Here is a 4,359-nt window from a genome sequence, read left to right as displayed (position 1 = left end):
CCACCGCACAGGGCGGCGGCACCCGTGCCGCCCCCGCGACGCTGGAGCTCCAGGGCCAGGTGCAGCACGATGCGGGCACCCGACATGCCGACCGGGTGGCCGAGCGCGATGGCACCGCCGTTGACGTTGACCTTGTCCTCGCCGATGCCGAGCTGGCGCGACGACTCGATGCCGACCGCGGCGAAGGCCTCGTTGAGCTCGAAGAGGTCGATGTCGGAGACCGAGATGCCCTCCTTGGCCACGGCCTTCTCGATGGCCCGGGCGGGCTGCAGCTGGAGGGTCGAGTCGGGGCCCGCGACCTGGCCGGAGGCGCCGATCTCGGCGAGCCAGGTGAGGCCGAGCTCCTCGGCCTTCGCCTTGCTCATCACGACCACGGCGCAGGCGCCGTCGGAGATCTGGGAGGCGGAGCCGGCGGTGATGGTGCCGTCCTTGGACACCGGGCGCAGGCCGGACAGCGACTCGACCGTGGTGTCGCCGCGGATCCCCTCGTCCTGGCTGACCGTGATGTCTCCCTTGCGGGACGGGATCGTCACCGGGACGACCTCGTCGTCGAAGACGCCGTTCTTCCACGCCTCGGCGGCACGCTGGTGCGACTGGGCGGAGAACGCGTCCTGCTCCTCGCGGGTCAGGTGCGTGCCGGCGGAGTTGCAGCCCTCGGTGAGGTTGATCATCGCCTGGTCGGTGAACTGGTCGTGGAGCGCGTCGTAGGCCATCGAGTCCACGAGCGCGGTGTCGCCGTACTTGAAGCCGGAGCGCGAGCCGGGCAGCAGGTGGGGCGCTCGGGTCATCGACTCCATGCCGCCGGCGACGACGACGTCGTGCTCGCCCGCACGGATGAGCTGGTCGGCGAGCGCGATGGCGTTGATGCCCGAGAGGCAGACCTTGTTGATCGTGATGGCCGGGACGTCCATCGGGATCCCGCCCTTGACCGCGGCCTGGCGCGCGGTGATCTGGCCGGTGCCCGCCTGGATGACCTGGCCCATGATCACGTACTCGACCTGCTCGCCGGACACTCCTGCCTTGTCCAGGGCGCCCTTGATGGCGACCCCGCCGAGGTCGGCGGCGGACTGGTCCTTCAGGCCTCCCAGGAGGCGACCGATGGGGGTACGAGCCCCGGCGACGATGACAGAGGTGGACATGGAACGGCCTCCCGGCGAAGTGGACGAGATCTGTCGGACATGATCTGTTCGAGACGATACCGCCGCCCCGCGGACGCGGCGTCCGGGGTGGCGGGGATCACGCCGCGCCCACCGCCGGACCTGCCACGATGTCGGCCATGACCGCACCTCTCGAGCTCCCCGAGCACCTGTTCACCGCGATCGACCACGTGGGCATCGCCGTGCCCGACCTGGACGTGGCCATCGCCTACTACCGCGACACCTTCGGCATGCACGTGGCCCACGAGGAGACCAACGAGGAGCAGGGGGTGCGGGAGGCGATGGTCGCCGTCGGCGACTCCGGCGCGCACATCCAGCTCCTGGCTCCGCTGTCGGCGGAGTCCACGATCGCGAAGTTCCTGGACCGCTCCGGGCCGGGGCTGCAGCAGCTGGCCTACCGGGTCACCGACGTGGAGGCCGTCTCGGCCGTCCTGCGCGAGCGCGGCGTGCGCCTGCTGTACGACGCCCCCCGGCGCGGCACGTCGGGGAGCCGCATCAACTTCATCCACCCCAAGGACGCCGGCGGCGTGCTCGTCGAGCTCGTCGAGCCGGCGGCAGCGGCCCACTGATCCCGTGGGAGCCCTCGTCACCGGTGCCGGCCGGGGCCTCGGAGCCCGGATCGCCGCCCTGCTGGCCGAGCGGGGCCACGTCGTGCACGTCACCGACGTGGACCTGGAGGCAGCCACGGCGGTCGCCGCCCGGATCGGGTCCGGCGCCTTCGCGACCCGCCTCGACGTCCGGGACGCCGAGGCGTGCGACGCCGCGGCCGCCGTGACCGTGGAGCGCGCCGGGTCGCTGGACGTGTGGGTCAACAACGCCGGGGTCCTCCTCACCGGGCCGGCGTGGGAGCAGACGCCCGCGCAGCGTCGTCTCATGGTCGAGGTCAACACCCTGGGCGTCGTCAACGGCACCGTGAGTGCCATCGGCGCGATGCGCGGGTCCGGGCGGGGTCACGTCGTCAACGTCGCGTCGCTGGCCGGACTGGTGGCCGTCCCGGGCGAGGGGGTCTACGCCGGCTCCAAGCACGCGGTGCTCGGCTTCAGCCTCAGCACGGTGGCCGACCTGCGCCTCGCCGGCCTGACCGGCATCGAGATCAGCTGCGTGTGCCCCGACGGCATCTGGACCCCGATGCTCCATGACCGGCTCGACGACCCCGGCGCGGCGCTCTCCTTCTCCGGGACCCTGCTGTCCGTCGACCAGGTGGCCGACGCGGTCGCCGGGGTCCTCGACCGGCCCCGCCTCGTCACCGCGGTGCCCCGCTGGCGCGGAGCCCAGGTGCGGGTGGTGGACGCCTTCCCACGGCTCGGCCAGCACGGACTGGCGCTCGGCGTACGCCTCGGTCGGCGCACACAGCGACGCCTGCGCCGCCGAGGCGTGCCCACCTCGTCGTGATGACTACGTCACACCGCTGACCACGGCTGGTTACCGACCGGTATCTTGCACCCACATTTCGTGCCACCGATGCCTCACCAGGAGACACCCGTGCAGAACATCCTCGAAGCCATCCAGTCCGACACCGCGACCTCGGCGGACTTCGCGAGCCTCGAGCTCCCGGAGTCCTACCGTGCCGCCTTCGTCAAGAAGGACGAGGTCGACATGTTCGAGGGCCTGGCCGCCCGCGACAAGGACCCCCGCAAGTCGCTGCACGTCGACGAGGTCGCCCTCCCCGAGCTCGGCCCCGGCGAGGCCCTGGTCGCCGTGATGGCCTCCGCGATCAACTACAACACCGTGTGGACCTCGATCTTCGAGCCCGTCTCCACCTTCGGCTTCCTCGAGCGCTACGGCCGTCTCTCCCCGCTGACCAAGCGCCACGACCTGCCCTACCACGTCGTCGGCTCCGACCTGGCCGGCGTCGTGCTCAAGACCGGCGTGGGCGTCAACGCCTGGAAGCCCGGCGACGAGGTCGTCGCCCACTGCCTCTCCGTCGAGCTCGAGGGCCCCGATGGCCACAACGACACGATGCTCGACCCCGAGCAGCGCATCTGGGGCTTCGAGACCAACTTCGGCGGCCTCGCCGACATCGCGCTGGTCAAGTCCAACCAGCTGATGCCCAAGCCCGCCCACCTCACCTGGGAGGAGGCCGCCTCCCCCGGCCTGGTCAACTCCACCGCGTACCGCCAGCTCGTGTCCAAGAACGGGGGCGACATGAAGCAGGGCGACAACGTCCTCATCTGGGGCGCCTCGGGCGGCCTCGGCGGCTTCGCCACGCAGTACGCCCTCAACGGCGGCGCCACCCCCGTCTGCGTCGTCTCCAACGAGGAGAAGGCCGCCATCGCCCGCTCGATGGGCGCGGAGCTGATCATCAACCGCTCCGAGGAGGGCTACCGCTTCTGGAACGACGAGGGCACCCAGCAGGACCCCAAGGAGTGGAAGCGCTTCGGCGCCAAGATCCGCGAGCTCACCGGCGGCGAGGACATCGACATCGTCTTCGAGCACCCCGGCCGCGAGACCTTCGGGGCCAGCGTCTTCGTCACCCGCAAGGGCGGCACCATCACCACCTGCGCCTCCACCAGCGGCTACATGCACGAGTACGACAACCGCTACCTGTGGATGAACCTCAAGCGCATCATCTCCTCCCACTTCGCCAACTACCGCGAGTCCTGGGAGGCCAACCGCCTCATCGCCAAGGGCATGATCCACCCCACGCTGTCGAAGACCTACAGCCTGGAGGAGGTCGGCCAGGCCTCCCTCGACGTCCACAAGAACGCCCACCAGGGCAAGGTCGGCGTCCTGTGCCTGGCCCCCGAGGAGGGCCTCGGCGTCCGCAACCACGAGCTGCGCGCCCAGCACGAGGACGCCATCAACCGCTTCCGCGGCGTCTGACGCCGACGTTCGTCACACCCCGGTTCGCGGATCGCTCCGCGAGCCGGGGTGTGTTTGTCCCCGGGCATCGGACAGACTGGGCCGACCGCAGACTTCACCGCAGATCGACGCAGAGAGTTGGTGCTCCACCATGAGCCGCGACCAGGGACTGTCCATCTTCGACGAGGAGCCGGAGAGCGACTCCGACCCCACCGGGGGGACGACCGGCGAGGCCGCGGGCGACTCCACCGGCACCTCGACGGGCGCCGCCGACGCGCCCTCGGCCGAGTCGACGCAGGTGATGCCCACCGTGCCGCCGGCCGACGAGACCCCCACCACGCAGACCCGGGCCGCCGCGCCCGCCACCAGCGCCGCCCCGCGGCCGGCCCCTGCTCGCGCC

General features: G+C 71.3%; 4 protein-coding genes and 1 pseudogene. 4 read left to right on the top strand and 1 reads right to left on the bottom strand.

Translation table 11 applies throughout. From position 1 onward, the window contains the following. The coding region (locus tag ACXJKL_RS15540) for an acetyl-CoA C-acetyltransferase (RefSeq protein ID WP_457207937.1) at positions 1-1,139 on the bottom strand (1,139 nt) is incomplete at its 3' end. A gap of 128 nt (positions 1,140-1,267) precedes the next feature. Here ACXJKL_RS15540 and mce point away from each other — a divergent pair. The 4 genes and pseudogenes from mce to ACXJKL_RS15520 all read left to right on the top strand — a co-directional run. Then, entirely contained in the window at positions 1,268-1,726 is a 459-nt protein-coding gene (mce, locus tag ACXJKL_RS15535; RefSeq protein ID WP_457207936.1) for a methylmalonyl-CoA epimerase, read from the top strand. Between the two features lie 4 nt (positions 1,727-1,730). Further along, positions 1,731-2,549 carry an SDR family oxidoreductase gene (locus tag ACXJKL_RS15530; protein ID WP_457207935.1) on the top strand — a complete coding sequence of 273 codons (819 nt, stop codon included), beginning with the start codon at positions 1,731-1,733 and terminating at the stop codon, positions 2,547-2,549. Positions 2,550-2,639: 90 nt separating this feature from the next. Then, positions 2,640-3,980 (top strand): crotonyl-CoA carboxylase/reductase, encoded by a 1,341-nt coding sequence (gene ccrA / locus ACXJKL_RS15525; protein ID WP_457207934.1) that lies wholly within the window; start codon positions 2,640-2,642, stop codon positions 3,978-3,980. 130 nt (positions 3,981-4,110) lie between these two features. Continuing rightward, positions 4,111-4,359: pseudogene (locus tag ACXJKL_RS15520) on the top strand (hypothetical protein); the annotation flags it as partial.

Source organism: Nocardioides sp. P5_C9_2, from assembly GCF_054049555.1.
This window is presented reverse-complemented; position numbering and strand designations above follow the sequence as displayed.

Excerpts from the sequence above, each read along its gene's own strand:
- mce (WP_457207936.1), top strand. The coding sequence starts at position 1,268 with ATGTCGGCCATGACCGCACCTCTCGAGCTCCCCGAGCACCTGTTCACC.